This is a genomic window from Microcoleus sp. Pol11C2 (assembly GCF_036701505.1).
Taxonomy (GTDB): Bacteria; Cyanobacteriota; Cyanobacteriia; order Cyanobacteriales; family Microcoleaceae; genus Microcoleus.
This window is the reverse complement of the sequence record NZ_JAUBQX010000015.1, coordinates 24,574-44,701: the sequence shown is the minus strand read 5'-3', so window position 1 is coordinate 44,701 and position 20,128 is coordinate 24,574. Positions and strand designations below refer to the sequence as shown.

At 45.7% G+C, this 20,128-nt stretch carries 16 protein-coding genes; 10 read left to right on the top strand and 6 right to left on the bottom strand.

Annotation, left to right across the window (positions count from 1 at the left end; genetic code table 11):
- Window positions 1–82: 82 nt before the first annotated feature.
- Window positions 83–1,078 carry a homogentisate phytyltransferase gene (locus tag QUA42_RS11455; protein WP_333137396.1) on the bottom strand — a complete coding sequence of 332 codons (996 nt, stop codon included), beginning with the start codon at window positions 1,076–1,078 and terminating at the stop codon, window positions 83–85.
- A 98-nt stretch (window positions 1,079–1,176) separates the two neighbouring features.
- Complete coding sequence (locus tag QUA42_RS11450) at window positions 1,177–2,130, bottom strand: methyltransferase domain-containing protein (RefSeq protein ID WP_333137395.1); 954 nt, start codon at window positions 2,128–2,130, stop codon at window positions 1,177–1,179.
- Between the two features lie 259 nt (window positions 2,131–2,389).
- On the opposite strand from QUA42_RS11450, the gene QUA42_RS11445 reads away from it, so the two are divergent.
- Window positions 2,390–3,724 (top strand): TrkH family potassium uptake protein, encoded by a 1,335-nt coding sequence (locus QUA42_RS11445; protein ID WP_333137394.1) that lies wholly within the window; start codon window positions 2,390–2,392, stop codon window positions 3,722–3,724.
- Window positions 3,725–3,864: 140 nt separating this feature from the next.
- Complete coding sequence (locus tag QUA42_RS11440; protein WP_333137393.1) at window positions 3,865–4,560, top strand: TrkA family potassium uptake protein; 696 nt, start codon at window positions 3,865–3,867, stop codon at window positions 4,558–4,560.
- Window positions 4,561–4,897: 337 nt separating this feature from the next.
- Here the strand turns inward: QUA42_RS11440 and QUA42_RS11435 are convergent, their stop codons facing one another.
- Complete coding sequence (locus QUA42_RS11435; protein ID WP_333035001.1) at window positions 4,898–5,131, bottom strand: hypothetical protein; 234 nt, start codon at window positions 5,129–5,131, stop codon at window positions 4,898–4,900.
- Window positions 5,132–5,441: 310 nt separating this feature from the next.
- Between QUA42_RS11435 and QUA42_RS11430 the strand changes: the two genes are divergently transcribed.
- Both QUA42_RS11430 and QUA42_RS11425 read left to right on the top strand, forming a co-directional pair.
- Window positions 5,442–6,041 (top strand): sulfite oxidase-like oxidoreductase, encoded by a 600-nt coding sequence (locus QUA42_RS11430; RefSeq protein ID WP_333035002.1) that lies wholly within the window; start codon window positions 5,442–5,444, stop codon window positions 6,039–6,041.
- A 624-nt stretch (window positions 6,042–6,665) separates the two neighbouring features.
- Complete coding sequence (locus QUA42_RS11425) at window positions 6,666–7,361, top strand: PEP-CTERM sorting domain-containing protein (protein WP_333137392.1); 696 nt, start codon at window positions 6,666–6,668, stop codon at window positions 7,359–7,361.
- A 635-nt stretch (window positions 7,362–7,996) separates the two neighbouring features.
- Here QUA42_RS11425 and QUA42_RS11420 read toward each other — a convergent pair.
- Entirely contained in the window at window positions 7,997–8,524 is a 528-nt protein-coding gene (locus QUA42_RS11420; protein ID WP_333137391.1) for a mechanosensitive ion channel domain-containing protein, read from the bottom strand.
- 273 nt (window positions 8,525–8,797) lie between these two features.
- Between QUA42_RS11420 and ahcY the strand changes: the two genes are divergently transcribed.
- From ahcY to QUA42_RS11400, 4 genes are all read left to right on the top strand, one after another.
- The gene (gene ahcY / locus QUA42_RS11415) at window positions 8,798–10,075 is read left to right on the top strand and encodes an adenosylhomocysteinase (protein ID WP_333047387.1); all 1,278 of its coding nucleotides are present in this window, start codon (window positions 8,798–8,800) and stop codon (window positions 10,073–10,075) included.
- Window positions 10,076–10,267: 192 nt separating this feature from the next.
- Window positions 10,268–10,885 (top strand): DedA family protein, encoded by a 618-nt coding sequence (locus QUA42_RS11410; RefSeq protein ID WP_333063603.1) that lies wholly within the window; start codon window positions 10,268–10,270, stop codon window positions 10,883–10,885.
- A 444-nt stretch (window positions 10,886–11,329) separates the two neighbouring features.
- On the top strand, window positions 11,330–12,754 hold the full coding sequence (locus QUA42_RS11405; protein ID WP_333137390.1) for an NADP-dependent isocitrate dehydrogenase: 1,425 nt from the start codon (window positions 11,330–11,332) through the stop codon (window positions 12,752–12,754).
- Between the two features lie 277 nt (window positions 12,755–13,031).
- On the top strand, window positions 13,032–14,339 hold the full coding sequence (locus tag QUA42_RS11400; RefSeq protein WP_333137389.1) for a glycosyltransferase family 4 protein: 1,308 nt from the start codon (window positions 13,032–13,034) through the stop codon (window positions 14,337–14,339).
- A 20-nt stretch (window positions 14,340–14,359) separates the two neighbouring features.
- Here QUA42_RS11400 and QUA42_RS11395 read toward each other — a convergent pair whose 3' ends face one another.
- Window positions 14,360–14,974 (bottom strand): glutathione S-transferase N-terminal domain-containing protein, encoded by a 615-nt coding sequence (locus QUA42_RS11395; RefSeq protein ID WP_333137388.1) that lies wholly within the window; start codon window positions 14,972–14,974, stop codon window positions 14,360–14,362.
- A gap of 136 nt (window positions 14,975–15,110) precedes the next feature.
- On the opposite strand from QUA42_RS11395, the gene QUA42_RS11390 reads away from it, so the two are divergent.
- Window positions 15,111–15,503 (top strand): DUF2358 domain-containing protein, encoded by a 393-nt coding sequence (locus QUA42_RS11390; protein WP_333137387.1) that lies wholly within the window; start codon window positions 15,111–15,113, stop codon window positions 15,501–15,503.
- A 300-nt stretch (window positions 15,504–15,803) separates the two neighbouring features.
- On the top strand, window positions 15,804–16,976 hold the full coding sequence (locus QUA42_RS11385; RefSeq protein ID WP_172188640.1) for a TRC40/GET3/ArsA family transport-energizing ATPase: 1,173 nt from the start codon (window positions 15,804–15,806) through the stop codon (window positions 16,974–16,976).
- Between the two features lie 665 nt (window positions 16,977–17,641).
- Here the strand turns inward: QUA42_RS11385 and QUA42_RS11380 are convergent.
- Window positions 17,642–20,005, bottom strand: coding sequence for a transglutaminaseTgpA domain-containing protein (locus QUA42_RS11380; protein WP_333137386.1), 2,364 nt, complete (start codon window positions 20,003–20,005; stop codon window positions 17,642–17,644).
- Window positions 20,006–20,128 lie beyond the last annotated feature (123 nt).

The window sequence follows — 20,128 nt, the reverse complement described above, 5'->3', positions numbered from 1 at the left end:
AGTTCGCTAACTGGTAATTGTCAAATTGTTCTAACTTGTTAACTCTTCCTTCCTTCTTCCTTCCTTCTTCCTTCTTCCCCTTCTACCCCAACAAACAAGCTGCGGGAAAAATCAGATATTCTAAGAAAAACAACTTCCAGATAAACTGATAAAATGCCGCAATTTCTATTTTATCGTCCAAATCAACTTTCGCACTCCAAAACCACATCAAACCCAAAGCCGCCAAATGAGAAACTGCCAGAAACACTAAATTAACATTAGACAATACGATCGCTCCCGCCAAAGTCGCGCCCAAATAACAAACCGTCAACACCCAGCGAGATAAATTAAAGACGGCAGGCTTGCCCAGCTCAATCGTAAACGTAGTAATATTATATTGCTTGTCCCCTTCCATGTCGGGGATATCTTTAAAAATGGCGATCGCAAACGTAAACACCACAACAAAAATCGTCAGTACCCAAACTTCCGCAGGAATCCGAAAAGACACACTCTCCAAACTCCAGCCAGAAAAAGCGCTTTTCGCCATTCCCAAATCCAACACCCAATTAAAGTGCAAAAATAACCCTAAATTTACGATCGCACCCCGCACCGTAAAAATGCACAGCGCCGCCCAAAAAGGAAACCGTTTCAGCCGAATTGGGGGCAGAGAATAAGCAGTCCCGATCGCCAAACTAACGCCAACGGTAGCCAGCAAAAACGGGCCTTGTAAAACAGCGGTCAAAATTGCTATAATTCCCGTTGCAATTACAATTAATTCCCCGGTTTTCCGAGAAAACACTCCCGAGGCGAGCGGCAAATACGGCTTATTTATTTTATCAATTTCAACATCTTCTAACTGGTTCAATCCCACAATATAAATATTGCCGCAAATGCAAGCCAGCCATGCAAAAGCTAGGGGCCCAAATACAGGATTCACAAACAGCCGCGCACTTTGGGCGATCGCGTACAACGCCAATACACTCAAGCTAGTACCCACAATTGTGTGAGGCCGAGAAAACTCCCAAAATGCCCTCAGCCAGCTTTGCGGAGCCGAGCCATTTTTATCAATCCAAGACTTGCCAATCGAATCATTGCCCATAAATCTCACACCCGCACCAGACAAATAATATTTTGTAGGTGCGTATTACGCACCTTACTCATCAACTCAAGACTCAAAACTTCTCTGATCTATCCCTGTTATTTTACAGCACAAATCAGCCCAAAACGAATCAACCCGCTCTGATATCCACGGCTCATCAATCCGAGAGCAAGTGCTGCTTGAATAGTCGTCCAACCGCTCGTGAGCAAACCCCAAATCGCGCTCGGAGTTAAAGCAGAATCGATCACCACATCCCAAAAAGGAGCAACAGCTTTTGACCAATCAGCGGTGCGAATACTTGTCAAAGGCAAACTGCGGACAATTTCCTCATATTCCGGCAAAGAAATCACATAAGGCAAAGCATAAACTCGGTAAATTTCTGCCAACTGCTTTCTCTCTTCATCAGTTAATTCTCCCGCTGTTTCTCCCACCGGGCGGTGACACCAAGTTGCCAAAATCAAAGTTCCTCCCGGCTTGAGCACGCGGCAGCATTCCTGTAAAAACTTAATTTTGTCGGGCATATGTTCGCCACTTTCGAGCGACCAAACCAAGTCGAAGGACTCGTCAGGAAAAGGCATATTCAAAGCATCGGCCACCAAAAAGTTCACATTGCTTTGAGCATCGGCAATTTTAGCGCGTTCGGTCGCTCTGTTGGCCTGTACCGGACTCAGAGTAATCCCGGTCGCTGTAACGGTAGCGCCCGTTTTGTTTAGTTCGGGCGATCTGCTAAAATCATGATCCCTCCCGCCATCCAACTTTAAATTATTTTCCGCGATCGAACTAAACTTTTCGGTCAAATACAGCGTGCTGCCGCCGATCCCGCAACCGACATCGAGAATGCGGTAAGATTCACAGAGTGCCTTCTCTGACGGTACTCCAGCCCAAGCCAGCAGTTCTTCTATCAAATCTATCTGAGCCTGTCGGCGCTCTTTTTTCAAATTGCCATCCGGGCCGTAGTAACCGTGGTGCATATGTTCGCCCCACACCTGCTCCCACAGACCGCTAGAAGCGTCGTAAAGTTGCTGAATTTGCTGGTAAAGTGTTGAAGTCATCGCCGGATCGCAAGTTATTAAAGGAATTCTACCGTTATTTTCCCGCTGTTGTCATAGAATTTGGTCATTTAGTTCGATCGACCGCAGGCACTCGCCAGACAGAGATGTCCTTATTTGAAGCCCGAGGATCGATTTGTGGGTTCCCTCTAAAACCTCAAATCTAAAATCGATTTGTGGGTTCCCTCTAAAACCTCAAATCTAAAATCGATTTGTGGTTCCCTCTCAAATCTAAAATCTAAAATCTAAAATCTAAAATCGAATGACTGTCTCGCGAACCATTGCTTTGGGCTTTCTCGCTGTCATCCTCGCAGGTGCTCTATTACTGATGATGCCCTTTTCCACAATTGATGGAACTTGGAGCGATCCAATAACAGCACTGTTTACCTCTACTTCCGCTGTCTGCGTCACGGGCTTGTCGGTTGTGGATGTGGGAAAATATTACTCTTTTTGGGGGCAACTGTGCCTAGTTTTACTGGTGCAAATAGGCGGCTTGGGCTACATGACAGCCACCACTTTCTTGCTGCTGTTATTGGGCCGCCGTTTTGGCTTGAAAGACAAAATTGCCCTGCAACAATCTCTCGACAAATCCGGGCTAGCCGGCGTAGTACAACTCGTGCAGTCCATTCTAGCAACAACGCTTTTGTTTGAATTAACAGGAGTGTTTTTGCTGATGACGGTTTTCGTCCCCCAATACGGATTTAAAGAGGGTGTGTGGTCTGCTATATTTCACAGCGTTAATTCCTTTAACAACGCGGGTTTTAGCATCTATTCAGATAATTTGATCGGCTACATCACTTCGCCTATGGTTAACTTCACAGTCAGCGGTTTAATCATATTTGGGGGAATCGGCTATCAAGTAATTATGGAAATGTACCTGTGGCTGCGCGATCGCTTCAACAAAAGCCCTATCTGCACAGTTTTTTCCCTGAACTTCAAAGTTGTTACCACTACAACGGCTGTTCTTTTAATTTTAGGAACGCTAGCCTTTTTGGTGCTCGAATACGACAACCCAAACACTTTCGGCGCTCTAAATTTTCCTCAAAAGGTGATGGCAGCTTGGTTTCAATCTGTTACTCCCCGCACGGCGGGGTTCAATACAATTAGCATTGGCCAAATGAGCGAAGCCTCGCTATTTCTGACTATCGCGCTGATGTTTATCGGCGCCAGTCCTGGCAGCACCGGCGGCGGAATCAAAACCACAACTTTTAGGCTATTGTTTTGCTGTACCACAGCAGTTATCGAAGGCCAGGAAGATGTGGAGTGCTATCAGCGTCAAATCCCGCCACCAATGATTCTGAAAACCATTAGCGTAGTCTTCGGTTCCCTGTTGGTCGCGTTCACATCTGCAATTTTAATCGAGCTGACCAATCCCCAAGTAGAATTTATCGCAGCGCTGTATGAAGCCGTTTCAGCTTTTGCTACGGTCGGTCTTTCGACTGGAATTACACCCACGCTTTCAGCGATCGGTAAATTGATTTTGATTGCTACGATGTACATAGGTCGGGTTGGGGTGCTGCTGCTGATAAGTGCTGCCTTCGGCGACCCAAAACCCAGGTCTTTTAAGTATGCTGAGGAAAGTTTGTTAGTGGGATAAAAAAATCCTGTCTCGTTGCTGATAATCTAAACAATGGGTGACAACCCAAATCAACTTTTACTACTTACCAAAAAATCAAAAGGAGGCGGCGCTGTCTCTGCTAAAATTTAAACAGCAAGACGCTCAGCGCTGGAAATTTAGTGAACCTGTCATCTTTGAATTTTTTTCGCACTTTGCGCGCCGACAACAAGCAGTTTGCAGTTATTGGTTTGGGACGCTTCGGCAAAGCTGTGTGTTCTACTCTGCACGGTTTGGGTTACGAAGTCCTGGGAATAGACACCGATGAAAAAAAAGTAACTCAAGCTTTGAACGATCGTATTGCTGCTCACGTTGTGCAGTTAGATTCTACTGAGCCTAGCGCTCTTCAGGAAGCGGGTATATTTGAATTTGAAACAGTGATTGTTGCGATCGGCAATTACCTAGCAGAAAGCATTACCACCACCCTAAATCTTAAGGAAGGCGGGGTAAGTCACGTAATAGCCAAAGCTTCTTCGGAAACTCACTTAAAACTGTTGAAAAAAGTCGGGGCAGATCATGTAGTTTTTCCCGAACGAGAAATGGGCTGCTCTTTGGCCCGCCTTCTTACAAAACCCAGCATTTTAGAACGCTTTGACCTCGACCCAGCTCACAGCATCGTTGAGTTGCTCGTTCCTGAAAAGTTTGATGGTAAAACCATCTCCGAATTGGAACTCCGGCGCAGGTATGGTTTGAACTTGCTAGCAGTCGGGCGCGCCGAAAAGTTCGAGATTAATCCTGAGCCAAGCGAACGCTTGAGAAAGGGCGACGCCATGGTAGTAATTGGTTCTAATAAAGATATCAATCGCTTGCCAATTTAACAGCTCGCCATTTTACGCACATACAGCAAAACTCCTGGACTCAGAAACCGGGTTTCTTGTGTTCCGAGTGTCTAAGTCCTAAGCAATTCTTGCGGGATGTGTGAAAATTTAAGCCCCCCACAAACCCGGTTTATCTAAGATAAACCGGGTTTTTCTGTCAATGTTTATGTTCTAATTTTTAACTGAAATATGTAAATTGAATTTCACCAGTTCTGGGGTTAGTTCCGCCTTTGCGACCCCCTCTGAGAACCTAGCCTGACAAATTGCGAAAAATTTTAACAAAGTAGCAGCACTCGATCGCGCTCCCGCAAATCATAGGAGCGCTAGCCTTGAAAATTCAGCCGACTTTCAAGATTTTTTGCAAATAAGCTTTGCCAAAAACCACCACCGCCAAGACTAGAGCGAGTTCAACAAACCAAGGACACGCCGCCACAAACCAAATTAACGAACACACTCCAATAATTGCAGCTATGGGAGCCGGAATTCCGTCTAGCGTTCTGTTGTCAGTCCCGGCAGTCACCCACCAAGCAACCAAGCAGACCGTCAAAGGAATCAAGCAACTTGTGATCATGATTTTTACCCCATCAATGTTTTTTACATATGGCATCTGAGCATATTGTTACAATACATCAAAGATTCAGAAATGCACCATCAACTGCGATAAAATTTAAGGTTAGGTAATTCATACTCTGGGGTGATATATTTTGTAATTTTTAGCTTAGCCTCTCTCAGAAGGCATAAGTAGGTTGGCATCAGGCAGGATTGTGGGATTTTTATTTCGGCAGAAATGCTTTTGCTTTCTACCTTGAGATGAATTGCAATGCACCCATCTCTGCAAGTTATAGTGAGGATTGCAGTCAGTTACTGTAGAGCGTGAATCAATGCTGGGCAAATTTTTTCGCAAGCCAGAATCAGAAAACAGCGATCGCGTCCCCCCGGGTCAATACCTCGCCAACGGCTTTCCCGTGCTGACCTACGGGGATACACCCTCCGTCAGCATTGAGAGTTGGGAATTTAAAGTCTGGGGATTGGCAAAACCAAAAACCTTCACTTGGTCGGACTTCCAGGCGATGCCCCAAAGTAACTTTACTGCGGATTTTCACTGCGTCACCCGGTGGTCAAAACTCGACGTGCAGTGGACGGGAGTCAAAGTCACAGATTTTATGAACTACATAGAATTCGATCCGAAAGCTCTGCACGTCCTGGAACACTGCTACGGCGGCTACACTACCAACATTGCGATCGCCGACTTCCTCCGAGAAGAAAACTTTTTCGCCCACACCGTCTTCGGCGAACCTCTATCGGCCGACCACGGCGGCCCAATGCGGCTCGTAGTTCCCCACTTGTACGCTTGGAAAAGCGCTAAATGGATTAACGGCCTGGAGTTTACAGAAACCGAAGAACTGGGTTTTTGGGAACGTAACGGCTACCACCAGCGGGGCGAACCTTGGGCAGAGGAACGCTACAGCGGTCTGTTTTGATCGTCGATCAGGAGCAAGGACGGGGCCAGACCTTCTCTATACAATCTTTGTTGAGGGCCAATCCGGTCTTTTACCACTTAACTCTGCAGAAATTGCATCTCCTCGATCGCATCTTTGGGATATCTCACGCCACGGTATCTATTCAATTCAACCAAAATACGTAGACCCAAAGATCGCATTTTGTAGGTAATTTACCCGATAGATAAACTACTTTAACTCCCCTACACAAGCCCCAAAAAACAAATATTGCCAGTTTCTGGCTAATAGAAAACTTCTGGAACTGTCACTACCTACGAATATTACCGTATTTATACTTAAGTGTTTGCTATTGAGGATTTAGACTTGAGAATATAATAAAAAATTAGCATAAGCCCCATCCCCATCACTTTGGCTGACCCGTACTCCCATGCCCGCTACTGCAAGGTTTCAAGCCACAATATTTATAATTATTTAGTGGGTATTATGAGGGAGCGATCGCCCGCCTGCACATGCGATCGACACCATTTATGAAGGATATGTAAAGGCTTGATAAAGAATATGTCAAACTTTACCTAAAGTCCCCCAAATACAAACAAAGTATCGCATAATGAAAATATTAAGACCACCGCACAAAAGGAACAGGTAATGAATACCAAACTCTTATCCGCCCTAACAGCTACCGCCGCCGCCACAGCTCTGTTTGGCGCCGGAGCTCCAGCTCAAGCCGCCTCCTTTGGTGCCAACGGCATCACATTCAGCCAAGATACAAGCGTAAAGTTTAACTTCAAAGAATCTCACGGTGGGTATACTTCCTCTTTGGGAATCTACAACGTGAAGGACTCGGCGCGCACTCTAGTTCAAACCCTGTTTTCGGAAACTAAATCCTCAGACGACGACTGGGAGAACGAATGGAAAGGAACTCTGGGCAATACAGTCTTGGGTTCTGGATCGGTAGTATTCACATTCATGGCTAATCAAATTTATACTTTGGGACTCAACAGCGGCACCAACGGCAGTGTCTACTCGACCTCAGCTTTGAACAGCAAGGGCAGCCAGCAAGCCGTGTTTGGCGCGCAATCGCAATTGTGGAACGAGCTCGACAGAGAAACCACGAACGCCTTCCAAGCAGCCGGAAAATTCACAAACGGATTCGATTCTCTGTTTAACGGAGGCACGCTAATTGGCTTCGATGATCGCGGTGGCGGGAACGACTCAGACTTCCAAGATTTCACAGTGAGCGCAGAAGCAGTTCCCGAACCGATGACAATGACTGGTTTGGCTCTCGGTTTGGGTGGCTTGGTTGCAGCGCGCCGTCGCCGCGCTAGCAAGACTACTTCATGATATTTTTCAACGGGGACAATTTCCTCAATTACGTTTGACAAAATAAAATTCAATTAGGAGGCGTGCTAATCAGAAATGGGCTCGCCTTTTGCTTGATTTTAAAAGTCAGCAGGGAGAAGTCATATCAATTCTGGTTGCACTCTTCATGATTGTTGACTCGGGGTAGCCAAACTCAATGATGGTTGAGTGTTGGATGTTGACTCGATTTTACGCCCCACGATGAAGCGCGGATTTGATATCAAAGGGAAGTTCGGCCACGCAGCAGCGTACGAGATTTAACGGATTTAACGCATGGGTGTGGAGGGCAAAAGTTAAGAGTGAAGAAGGCCGACCGGAAACACAGGATTTTTCCGACTCTCCGACTATCCCACTCTCGCCCTCTCCCACTGTCTCCCTCTCCCAATTCAAAATTCAAAACTCACTTACGGTAAAGTGTTCGATCGTCCAAAGTCACCGATCCCAGTTGAAGAATTTGGCGTTGCATAATAACGAGATGATTTTGATTGTTTTGTGGGATGGGCCCATGAGCCCGAAGGCGTGTATTTTCACAGCAGGCGGGACGCCTAACCCCTACTCCCCACAAGAATCATCCTCAAATTGTGCAACGCCCCGAATTTGGTCTGCCCGGACACACGCTACTTTAATCGCCCCCACAACCAGGGCTTTTGTCCGTCGCACTTGTGATTGTTCCTGCAGCGTCCAATAGCGGAGAATAAGATCGAAAGAACCTTGGTTAATGCCTGAACTATCCACTTCTCAAGTTGTTTGGGACAAAACGCCTTTGACGGAAATAGCTTTAACCAAGGTTTCAATTGCTCAGGAAGGTCGGTATCGTAGGATAAAATTAAACGCAGGTTGGTTCGCCTGTGTGGAATAGTTTTTAGTATCCGCACTGAATTGGTAAATACGATCACCTTCGGCACGATAACTCGTTCTCCCCGATCACTAATAAGTTTAGTTGAACGCAGCCAAATCTTTTCAACATTACCTTCAAAGCCTTCTACAATTATCCGATCGCCCAATTGAAACGGTTCGTGCCACAGCAAGAATATTTCCGCTAAAAAGTATTTGAAGATGTCTTGGAATGGGAAACTAATCCCTACGGAACCAAGTCCTAACCAACTGATGATATGTGCAGGTCGCCAAGCTGGGAACGCAATCACGCAGGCGCTCAAACTGCCAGCAGCCCAAGTGAGAGTGTCAAATAATTAAAGAATGCCACGCTAACACAAAAGATTGAGATCCATCGCCGGACAGGAATATTTGACTCTCACTGTGCGGGTGACTCCATCGACTCGTTCGCTAATCATTAAAACACAATCAAAATTTAAGATTAGCAGCGCCGACCCCGATCGAGTAAAATCACAGCACTTGCCCGCCGATGACTTAATCTGCTAAAACTAACAAAGTTTGATGATTTCTGAGAAATAACATACATGGTTGCTACATCCGTCAAGATTAAACACGAAGTCAAAGACTTGTCCCTCGCCCCCTTGGGAAAGCAACGCATCGAGTGGGCCGGCCGGGAAATGCCCGTTTTGCGGCAAATTCAAGAACGCTTCGCTAAAGAAAAGCCTTTCGCTGGCATTCGCTTGGCTGCTTGCTGCCACGTAACCACAGAAACCGCTCATTTGGCGATCGCCATCAAACTCGGCGGTGGCGACGCCGTACTGATCGCCAGCAACCCCTTGAGCACTCAAGATGACGTAGCAGCTTGCTTAGTTGAAGACTACGGCATTTCCGTCTTCGCCCTCAAAGGAGAAGACGCGGCTACCTACGAACGTCACGTCTACACAGCCCTAGACCACCGCCCCAATATTATCATCGACGACGGCAGCGACGTGGTAGCCGCACTGATCCAGCACCGCCCGAACCAAATTTCCGACTTAATCGGAACTACCGAAGAAACTACCACAGGCATCGTGCGCCTGCGGGCCATGTTGAAAGACGGCGTGCTGACTTTCCCCGCAATGAACGTCAACGACGCCGACACCAAGCACTTCTTTGACAACCGCTACGGCACCGGTCAATCTACCCTAGACGGCATTATCCGCGCTACCAATATTTTGTTAGCCGGTAAAAATATTGTGGTTGCAGGTTACGGTTGGTGCGGCAAAGGCACGGCACTGCGCGCCCGCGGTATGGGTGCTAACGTAATTGTCACCGAAATCGATCCGATTCGGGCGATCGAAGCAGTGATGGACGGTTTCCGCGTCATGCCGATGGACGAAGCAGCAACAGTCGGAGATATATTCATTACCGTTACGGGCAACAAACACGTCATTCGTGCCGAACATTTCGAGACAATGAAAGACGGCGCAATTGTTTGCAATTCCGGTCACTTCGACATTGAAATTGACCTCAAATCCCTCGGCGCAAAAAGCACCGACGTGAAAACAGTCCGGTCTTTCACTCAAGAATATCACCTCAATAATGGCAAGTCGATTATTGTGTTGGGCGAAGGTCGTTTGATCAACTTGGCAGCCGCCGAAGGACACCCCAGCGCCGTGATGGATATGAGCTTTGCTAACCAAGCTTTAGCCTGCGAATATCTAGTTACGAACAAAGGCAAACTAGAGCCTGGTATTCACTCAATTCCCGTGGAAGTTGACAAAGAAATTGCCCGTCTCAAATTGGAAGCAATGGGTATTCACATTGATACCTTGACTGCCGAACAAATTGAGTACACAAACTCTTGGACTTCGGGGACTTAATCATCGTTTATCGTTCCCAGGCTCTTCCTGGGAATGAATGCAGCAAGGCTCTGCCTCCCGTATTCGGAGTCGAGGCAGAGCCTCGCTTATATGCGTTAATAGGCTCTGCCTTTAATGAGCAAAAACGAGCAAAAATACAAGCAACAAAAGCAACAAGAAGATTACAAACTACATATTACCTAGTGAATCAAAATGGTTGAATGGATAACTAACACAATGCAGTCGATGGGCTATCTGGGAATAGGGCTGTTGATGTTTTTAGAAAATCTTTTTCCGCCCATACCCTCAGAATTGATTATGCCGCTGGCAGGATTCACGGCATCAAAGGGTGATGATATGCAGTTAGCACCGGCGATCGCAGCAGGAGTAATTGGTACAATTCTGGGCGCGCTTCCCTGGTACTATGCGGGTAAACTATTGAGCGAAGAACGCTTGAGGAATTTAGCCGACAAATACGGCAAGTGGATCACAGTATCGGGCGCCGATATTGACAAAGCAAATAGATGGTTTAACAGACACGGCAACAAAGCCGTGTTTTTGTGTCGCCTCGTACCGGGAGTTCGCACCCTGATTTCCCTGCCCGCTGGCATCAATAATATGCCTTTAATTCCTTTTTTACTATACTCAACAGGTGGCACTCTTTTATGGGTAAGTTTCCTGACTTTTGCAGGATATAAACTAGGGGAAAATTATACACTTGTAGATGATTATCTGGGCCCTCTTTCCAAAATAGTTGTGGTGATTATTGTCATTTGGTTTATATTGTGGGTTGTCAAAAAGAATATGCAGAAGGAAAAATATCGCAAATAAATGCAAAATTTGTGAAAATAATCTGCGTTTATTTGCGTTCATCAGCGGCTACAATCACCATTTTGACCCGCCCAAAAACCCATACAAGTTTCTGACAAGAGTCGTGATCCGCCCAAAATTTTAGACTAAGGTTCAACCTCCAAGATTCATCGGGGGAGTAAATCTAAAAATCTAAAATCTAAAATCTAAAATCCACTGACCTGTTTCCAGCATCTTCCCAACCGTAGCGCTGAAAGATAGAGAGGGAGATTTGATAGAAACTTCTGCTATCTTTGCTACTTTTTTAAATTAGCTTTTAAATGGGTAATCGCCCAAAAGTCACAGTGACGGGCAGCCCAGCGCCCAAAAATCCCACTTAAATTTATACAAATATTTAGGATTGGTTGAGGTTTAGGCAGACAATCGTGGCAAAATAGGGAACATTCCTATCCGCACTGTTAAGATATGTACGAAAAGATTGTAGCCCCAACAACAGGTTCTAAAATTACTTTCAAAGACGGTTCGCCGATCGTCCCCAATGACCCGATTATTCCCTTCATTCGCGGCGACGGTACCGGCGTTGACTTGTGGCCTGCATCCCAGAAAGTGATGGATGCTGCGGTAGAAAAGGCTTACGGTGGCGATCGAAAAATCAACTGGTTTAAAATCTATGTAGGCGACGAAGCCTGCGATGTCTACGGTACTTACCAATATCTGCCCCAGGATTCCTTAAACGCCATCAAAGAATACGGAGTCGCCATCAAAGGGCCACTGACAACCCCAATCGGGGGTGGCATTCGATCGCTAAACGTAGCTTTGCGGCAAATCTTCGACCTTTACGCCTGCGTGCGACCCTGCAAATATTATGCTGGAACACCATCGCTACACAAAACTCCTGAACTCCTAGATGTAATTATTTACCGGGAAAATACAGAAGATATTTACCTCGGAATTGAATGGGCTAAAGGCAGCGAAATCGGCAAAAAATTGATTGAATTCCTCAATAATGAGTTAATTCCAGCAACACCAGAACATGGCAAAAAACAAATTCGCATCGATTCTGGAATCGGAATTAAACCCATTAGCAAAACAGGTTCTCAGCGTTTAGTACGGCGCGCCATTACACACGCTTTGCGGTTGCCGAAAGACAAGCAGCAAGTGACTTTGGTGCACAAAGGCAACATCATGAAATATACCGAAGGAGCTTTCCGAGATTGGGGTTATGAATTAGCAACCACCGAATTTCGCGAACAGTGCGTAACGGAAAGAGAGTCTTGGATTCTGGGCAACAAAGAAAAAAATCCCGACATTAGCTTAGAAGATAATGCTCGCCAAATAGACCCCGGATACGATGCTTTGACTCCAGAAAAACAAGCCAAAATTCGTCAAGAAGTAGCCGACGTTTTGTTTGCAATTTGGGACAGTCACGGCAGTGGCCAGTGGAAAGAAAAAATCATGGTCAACGACCGAATTGCTGACAGTATTTTCCAACAAATTCAAACACGACCGGCCGAGTATTCGATTTTGGCGACAATGAATCTGAACGGGGATTATTTATCCGATGCGGCCGCTGCCATTGTGGGTGGATTGGGTATGGGCCCTGGTGCGAATATTGGTGATGAATGTGCAGTTTTTGAGGCTACTCACGGCACTGCACCGAAACACGCTGGTTTGGATAAAGTCAATCCCGGTTCCCTGATTTTGTCCGGGGTGATGATGTTAGAATACATGGGATGGCAGGAAGCAGCAGACTTGATTAAGAAGGGTTTGGGAGCGGCAATTTCTAACGGTGAAGTTACTTACGATTTGGCGAGGTTGATGGAGCCGCCGGTGCCTGAGTTGAAGTGTTCGGAGTTTGCGGAGGCGATTATTAAGCATTTCGCGGATTGAGTTCCTCGGTGCGCAAACAATTGAGTGCTGGAAGCAGGTCACAAAATCATTCCCATCCTGAATCAGCAGTAGCTTTAAAACAACACCGCGATCTTCTATGTATTGGTACACTTGCCAAGATAGGGAGAGCGGTGTTATAAAGTTCTTGAGTCCCAGAGCAATTATCACTCAGTCGCGAACAATTAGTTAGGGTAGGGAAGCAAGGAGGCAACCCCAGGGAATTTCTCCTAAACCTATATCCCGAATTATGACAACTTGTAGAGATACTGGAGTTTTTATGGAAAATAGAGAGAAAACTGATACGATGCGGGTTTTGATTCTGGCGGATGTTTGCAATCCTGAGTGGCCTTCTTTACCGGTAGTTGGATATAAATTTGCGCGAGCGATAAGCAATTATGTTGATGCTACGGTTGTTACCCAAATTAGGAATAAACCAAATATTGATAAAGTCGGGATGGGTAACGCTAAAGTAGTTTATATAGATACAGAAAATGTTGCTGCTCCCATTCAAAATCTAGCTAATTTACTAACCGGTGGCTCAGAAAAATCCTGGACTATTAGGACAGCGCTGGGTTATTTCAGCTATCTCGCCTTTGAGTGGGAAGTATGGCAGCGCTACAAGCAAGAGTTGCAAAGCGGGGATTTCGATGTCGTTCACCGGGTTACCCCGATGTCGCCCACGCAGCCAAGTCCTATGGCAGCTTGGAGTCCTATTCCTTTTTTGCTAGGGCCTCTCAACGGCGGGCTGCCTTGGCCGAAAGCTTTCACAACAGAGTTGAAGCGGGAACGCGAGTGGTTGAGCTATGTGCGAAATGCTTACAGGTTAATGCCTTTTTACCGCTCTACTTATGAACGTTCAGCAGGAATTCTGGCGGCATTCGATCACACGATCGTAGATTTGCCAGCTTCAGCGAGATCGAAGACAATTAATTATGCCGAAGTTGGCATCGATCCCGAATTGTTTAAGCTGCCCGAACGCTCTAGCAGCGAACAAGTGACTGTACTGTTTGCCGGGAGGCTAGTTCCCTATAAATTGCCAGAAGTTGTTATTCGCGCTTTCGCTAACAGTTCGATTTTGCAGCAGCATAAATTAGCGATAGTTGGCGACGGACCCGAACGTCCTAGACTAGAACAATTAATCGCAGAACAAAATTTAGGCAACTGCGTTAAACTTTTAGGTCAAAAAACCCAACCTGAAGTGGGAGAATTGATGCGCCAAGCTGAGATTTTTGCTTTTCCCTCGATTCGCGAACTGGGGGCTGGCGTTGTAGTTGAGGCAATGGCCTGCGGTATGGCTTGTGTTGTAGTTGACTACGGCGGACCAGGTGCGCTGGTAGAGCCCGATCGGGGGATTAAAGTTCCTATGGGTAATTTTGACACACTGGTAAAAAATTTTACCGCAGAACTCGAACAGCTTGTCGCCGATCGCGCTCGTGTTGCACGCATGGGCATTGCAGCCCACAATTATGCCATGAATCACTATTCCTGGGATGTTAAAGCTCAGCAGATGCTGCAAGTTTATCAATGGTTAGCAAGTCATGGCAGTGTCAAACCGGATTTTGAGCAACAGTCAAATACCTTGTGACCGCTCGTCAAGTTTAATTCTCAGTTAGGACTTACGCCAACTGCCATGCCACGCTCAACGGCGGGACGCTTCTGCACTGTTTCTACCCAACGTTTGAGGTGGGGGTGGTTGTCGAGGGTTAATCCTTGAAATTCGTAAATAGCAACCCACGGATAGGTAGCAATGTCTGCGATCGAATAGTCGCCGCAAATGTATTCGTATTTTGCTAGTTGAGTGTCTAATACTCCGTAGAGCCGCAAGGTTTCTTTTTCGTAGCGCCCAATCGCATAGGGAATTTGTTCGGGTGCAAAGCGTTTGAAGTGGTTGAGCTGACCAAACATCGGGCCGACGCTGGCCATTTGAAACATCAGCCACTGCATAACTTGAAAGTATTTTTGTTTGTCGGTGGGCAGAAATCTGCCACTTTTTTCGGCAAGATAGATCAGAATAGCGCCAGACTCGAAGACGGTGATGCCGTTATCTCGATCGACTATCGCCGGAATTTTGCTGTTGGGGTTGATGGCGATGAACTCTGGGCTAAATTGGTCGTTTTTTGTGATGTCGATGACGTGCACGTTGTAGGGTAAACCTATTTCTTCGAGCATGATCGAGACTTTGCGACCGTTCGGGGTGGTAAAAGTGTAGAGGTCAATCATAGTTGTGATGTTAAGTTGAAAGTTTGCAATGTAGGAAATAACCTGATATAATATCACAATTTGGATAAAAATTCCGATAGTATATCTATTGTGTTAAAATTATATTCTAATAATAGAAGAATAACGATCGCTCGAAATGGACATTATTGAAATTATCAAAGACGATTATCAAAGATTTCCCGATAATCAGACTTACAGCATCTATGCAAAAGATGTTTATTTTGAAGATCCGGTGAACCGATTTACAGGAGTTGAGCGCTACCGCAAAATGATCGGGTTTATAGGCACTTTTTTTCAGGATGTAAATCTCGATTTGTACGGAATTTCTCAGTCGGGAGATACTATAGACACTCGCTGGACTCTGAGCTGGATAGCACCGCTACCTTGGAAACCGAAAATGGCGATCGCCGGTAGGAGCGAACTGAAAGTCAACAGCGACGGTTTAATTGTTTCTCACATCGATTACTGGGACTGTTCGCGGTTGGATGTTCTCAAACAGCTTGTATTTCCTCGGAAAACTAATGTTTGAGAATTTTTATTAGGTTTTTTAGCAATAAAAAATATTGTTTTAAGAGCGATATCCCTTTTTTAACCGCAGATGTTAGCAGATAAACACAGATGAACGCTGATGGATTTTTATTTGTTGCAATTGATATCTGAGATAAGTAATTTTAACTGATCTTGACATTGCAGCAATTTCCTGGAGCACGGGAAAGGTGCTGGGTTCAGCGGTGGGCGATCGCCCAAATTAATTCCCCCACAAAATTAATTTTTGTTACATAACGTTACAATATAGGAGTAAATTACTTTCAGGCGAGCTAAACAATCAATGCGCTTAATATTAATGACTGGAAAAGGCGGCGTCGGCAAAACCTCCGTAGCCGCTGCGACGGGGCTGCGATGTGCCGAATTGGGATACAAAACCCTAGTGCTGAGTACAGATCCCGCTCACTCCTTAGCCGACAGCTTTGACATGGAACTGGGACACGATTCGCGGCTGGTGAAACCGAATTTGTGGGGAGCAGAATTAGACGCTCTCAGGGAATTAGAAGGCAATTGGGGAGCAGTTAAGCGCTACATTACTCAAGTCTTGCGAGCGCAGGGACTCGAAGGGGTGCAAGCTGAAGAATTAGCCATCTTGCCCGGAATGGATGAAATCTTCGGTTTAGTGCGGATGAAGCGGCATTACGACGAAGGTGAATTTGATGTTTTAATTATCGATTCTGCTCCGACTGGCACAGCATTGAGACTGCTAAGTTTACCGGAAGTTGGCGGCTGGTACATGAGAAAATTTTACAAGCCGCTGCAAGGCATATCAGCCGCCCTTAGACCTTTAGTTGAACCTATTTTTAGACCAATTGCGGGCTTTTCTTTACCCGACAAAGAGGTGATGGATGCACCTTACGAATTTTACGAACAAATCGAAGCTTTGGAAAAGGTTTTAACTGACAATACTGTGACTTCGGTAAGGTTAGTTACCAATCCAGAAAAAATGGTAATTAAAGAGTCTCTGCGCGCTCATGCCTATTTGAGTTTGTACAATGTAGCCACAGATTTAGTAGTGGCTAACCGGATTATTCCAGCCGAAGTAACTGACCCATTTTTTAAACGGTGGAAAGAAAGCCAGGAGCAGTACCGTCAGGAAATTCACTCAGATTTTATGCCCCTGCCAGTTAAGGAAGTGCCACTTTATTCAGAAGAAATGTGCGGTTTGGCAGCTTTGGAACGGTTGAAAGAAACCCTTTACAAAGACGAAGATCCCAGTCAAGTTTATTACAAAGAAAATACGATTAAGATTGTGCAGGAAAACAATCAATATAGTCTTGAGCTGTATTTGCCCGGAATTGCTAAGGATCAGATCCAGTTGAGCAAAACGGGAGATGAGTTGAATGTTCGGATTGGGAATCACCGCCGTAATTTGGTGTTACCGCAAGCTTTAGCAGCGCTGCAACCTTCAGGGGCAAAGATGGAGGATGATTATTTGAAAATTAAGTTTGCTTAACCAGACTTACGCACAATCAACCTAAACAACCCGGTTTCTAGGAAAAATCGTGGATAATCTCTTGAGATATTCACGCAGAAACCGGATTTTTTGCCTGCGTGCAGGTACAGGGTAAACGCATCTAAATTAATTTGACAAAAAGGTGGATTTTGTGCATTACTAAATAACTAAAAAAACTTTCTTATAATTTTAAAACTTAACCCCCTTTAAGCAGATTAAATAAAAACTTTAAGAATTCCTAAAGTTTTTAAAGCCGGATAAATTTCACAATAGATGGGTATTATATCCATTCCGGTTGCACCGTCTGTAATTGTTGACTGTTGACTGTGAGTCAAAAAAATGAAAACTGCGCGAATTATTTGTTGGTCTCGGGATTCGACTTTACGCCCGACGAATGAAGCAAGGATTTGATATCATTCCGGCGCAGCCGGATTTGATATTACATGGGTCTTTCCAAAACTCGTCTACAACATATTCTGACTGCTGCAGCTATGAATATTTCAAGAATGTGGGCGTTTTGGCGTAACATTCCGATTGGCTTGAGCCGTGTCTCTAGTTTTTTTGCTCTTTTTCCCTCTGGCTCATCATAGTTTTTTTGCATGATTATGGGATGTTTGGCTTCACCCTTTTTTAATTCGCCAACAGTCTCTTTCCATCGCCGATTTCTATCTTAACTTTTTGAGTTTCTTCAAGTGCGATCGCCTCAAATTTTCCACCAACTGCCGCAACTGCTTCAAATTACCCGCTTCGCCGCCATACTTCCACCGCACGTAAGCTTGCGAAACTTCATCAATTACCTCAGCTTCATCAGTTGCATGATTGCCCCGCATAGCCTCAGCATACTCCAAAGGCGTTTGAGCTTTCTGCTTGGCAAAACCCCTACTCGCCAAATCCTTCAACATTTCCTGATAAACCCCCTCCACAGGCGGCAACTTCGCCAGCCAGCGGCGGTGGCGCCACTTGCGCCACAGTTGCCAAATTAACCAGCCAATAAAGCCAAAGGCGATCGCCGCAATCAAGCCAGTAAATAACCCCACCCAACCCTTAGCAAACTGTCCCAGAAACCAGCCCACAATCAAAGTTATCCAGCCAATTACAAAACCTATGACTGAATCCAGCCCGCTTCTGAGAGGAGTCGGTAGCCAACCCGCGATCCACTTCCAAAACGATTCGATCGCACTAAAAGTCTGGTTGTCTTCTACCGAAGCCGGAATCAGCGGATAACCGGGAATCGGATTAAAACCAAACCAGCCGTTATTGGGAAAATATACCTCCGTCATCAAGAAAGCATCGGTATTTTTCACAACATAGTAACCCGTAAACGGGTTAAATTCCCCCGTATTGAAACCCCCCGCCAGTCGCGCCGGAATCCCGATCGACCTCAGCATAATTGTCAGTACGGTCGAAAAGTGGTCTGGATATCCACCTGTAACTTTTTTGCCGTCCTGGGTGTTTTTATAGCCAAACAGAAAAGCCTCGACTAAATCTTCACCTTCTTCTAAGTAAGGCAAAGCTTTTTCTATTTTGTAATTCGGATTTTGCTTTAAATATTGAGCTAAGTACAAAGCTTTTTCGTAAGGAGAATCGATCGGTCTGTCCGACTGAGATACTCTAGTTCTTGCCGCCAATATTTCTTCAGTTTTTTCTCGCACCTTCTGGGTAATTTTAGGCGGCACATCCAAATAGAACTTGCGAATATTTTTCGGGTAATTAGTACCAGTTTTTCCTAACAAAGCTCTATCGCGAAAAGGCACATTTGAAATCACCGTATAAGTCACACCCTCCGCTAATTCCAAAGGCGATCGCAAACCCCCCTCGGCATCAACCGCCACCTCTGTCGTCGGAAAATACAGTTCCCTCGGCTTGTTTAAAGCCGGAATCAAATTCGGCAACTGAGCAACGATAGTATAACTTTGAATCACCTCTTGAGTGCGAGGCGCATTGGGAAAAGGATTCAGATAAAATTGATAAGACCAGCGAGGTCTATTCACCTTTTGAGCTTGTTCGTTGCGAGAAATTTCCCAACCCTGACCGGTGTATTTGTCGAATCCCAACACCCGCCAAAAACCCGCAGCCTGCGATCGCACCCGCATCACCACTTGGGGTTTCATTTCGCCCCGCAAATTTTGATTTATGCGCTGGTTGAAACCGTAATAAAAAGTAGAGTCCACCTCTCCTGGCCCTTTGTCTGGGTTTCTCCCCCTTCCTCCGCCAGTCCCTTTTTCATTTCCCCCTCTGACATACCCTGGATTCAGAATGCTGCGCGAGTCAAACTCCCCCTGATATTCAATAGGAGCACTCACCGGAAAAGTCCGCAACTGATACCCAGGGAGGCGCGGCAAAAACGCAAAAATAGTCAGCCCCAACCCGACAGTTATCAGCAGCAGCCAACCAAAATACTTTGGGGATAAAGTAGCAGCAAATAGCGACCGGCTTTCATTTTTCCCTTTACCTTGTGCTTTGTCGCCAATGGCTTCTGGCTTCACAAATCCCAAACGCGATCGATAATCCAAAACCAAAGTCGGAAGCGCTAAAGCCAAAAACACCAACAATAGCGGCGCAAAAGTCAAGGTTTGGCTGAGAGTCGCTGCTACCCCTAACAAAATTAGCCCGATTACCATCGAATAGCCTAAATCCTTGCGGCGAGGCAAATCGAAACTGTGCAGCACTTGAAGTTGGATTAACAGTTGCGCCAAAACTAACCGCGTATCATTTAATTCTCCCACCAAGCGGCTAAAAAAAGCGAACAGCGCCACCAGCATTCCAATAGCTATGCAGAACTTAGCAGCTACATTGCGATCGCGGCGGCGGTACCAACTCCAAGTTGCTCCCACAATACTAACAGGCACAGCCCACAGGTTCAGGGGTTCTTCAGCAGCAACGTCAGTAGCCACAATTCCCACAATTACCAACAACTGAACTAGGATTCGCAGCAGTAAAGAATCCTCAATCACCGGCGGAGGCATGGCCTCAATCTGCTCCCACAGCTTACCCAAAACAGGTATATTTCGCAGGTTATCAGTTGTCATATGCACCCATCCAAGTCAACGAGCAGTAGATTGTAGATTTTAGATTTTAGATTTACTCCACCGATGAATCTGGGGGCTTGAACTAAGATCTAATTTTTTTCGCTTTCCACGACCGAAGTCGAG